Origin of the sequence: Burkholderia sp. Ac-20384 (genome assembly GCF_017104605.1) — a bacterium.
Taxonomy (GTDB): Bacteria; Pseudomonadota; Gammaproteobacteria; order Burkholderiales; family Burkholderiaceae; genus Burkholderia; species Burkholderia lata.
Genome location: NZ_JAAGPE010000674.1, coordinates 1 through 1082 on the forward strand (window position 1 = coordinate 1; position 1082 = coordinate 1082).

2 protein-coding genes are annotated in these 1082 nt (G+C 70.6%); both read left to right on the forward strand.

Features of this window, described 5'->3' with window-relative positions; translation table 11 throughout:
- Nucleotides 1-865: thiamine pyrophosphate-dependent enzyme (locus G3O00_RS42760; protein ID WP_241025614.1), on the forward strand; the 865-nt coding region annotated here is incomplete at its 5' end.
- A 38-nt stretch (nt 866-903) separates the two neighbouring features.
- On the forward strand, nt 904-1082 hold a 179-nt coding region (locus G3O00_RS42765; protein WP_206146603.1), incomplete at its 3' end, for an aldehyde dehydrogenase family protein.

The following is a 1082-nucleotide window of genomic DNA, read 5'->3' on the forward strand; positions in this document are numbered from 1 at the left end:
TCCCGAGGACCATCCGCTGTTCGCCGGCTTCCTGCCCGCGATCCGCGAGAAGATCGTCGCGCGGCTCGACGGGCATGATCTCGTGTTTGCGTTCGGCGCGCCCGCGTTCACCTATCACATCGAAGGCTTCGGCCCGCACGTGCCGCCGGGCGCGACGCTCGTGCAGCTCGTTGACGATCCGTGCATCGCCGCGTGGACGCCGTCGGGCGCTGCGGTCGTCGGCAACCTGCGGCTCGCCGCGCGCGACCTGCTCGCGCGCCCGGCGCCGCCCGAGCGGCCGATGCCCGCGCCGCGGCCGCCACGCGCGCGGGTCGAACCGCCGGCCGCCGGCGAACGCATGTCAGTCGCGTTCGCGCTGCAGACGCTCGCCGACGTGCGCGACGCGCATGACATCGTCGTCGAAGAAGCGCCGAGCGCACGGGCCGTGATGCAGGAACACCTGCCGTTCACGCATAGCGGCACGTTCTACACGATGGACAGCGGCGGGCTCGGCTACGGGATGCCGGCCGCCGTCGGCGTCGCGCTCGCGCACCCGGGCCGGCGCGTGATCGGGCTGATCGGCGACGGGTCGAGCCTGTATTCGATCCAGGCCTTGTGGAGCGCCGCGCAACTGAAGTTGCCGATCACGTTCGTGATCCTGAACAATCGTCGCTACGCGGCGTTGCAGGATTTCGCGCCGGTGTTCGGCTTCGGCCCGGACGACCCCGTGCAGGGCACCGATCTGCCGAACCTGGATTTCGTCGCGCTCGCGCAAGGGATGGGCTGCCGAGGCGTGCGCGTGACCGATGCCGCACACCTGCGCGACACGCTGACCGATGCACTGCGCGCCGCAACGCCGGTCGTCGTTGAAGTCGAGATTGCCTGAATGATGTGATGCGCAATGCGCGTCCTTCCGGAGATTCCATGCAAACCGTATCGATGCTGATCGGCGGCGAACGCCGTCACTCATCCAGCGGCGCGACCTTCGTGCGCCGCAACCCGCTCGATGGCGAAGTCGCGTCCGAAGCGCCCGCGGGCACCGTCGACGATGCGCGTGCGGCGGCCGACGCGGCCGCCCGCGCGTTTCCCGGCTGGGCCGCGCT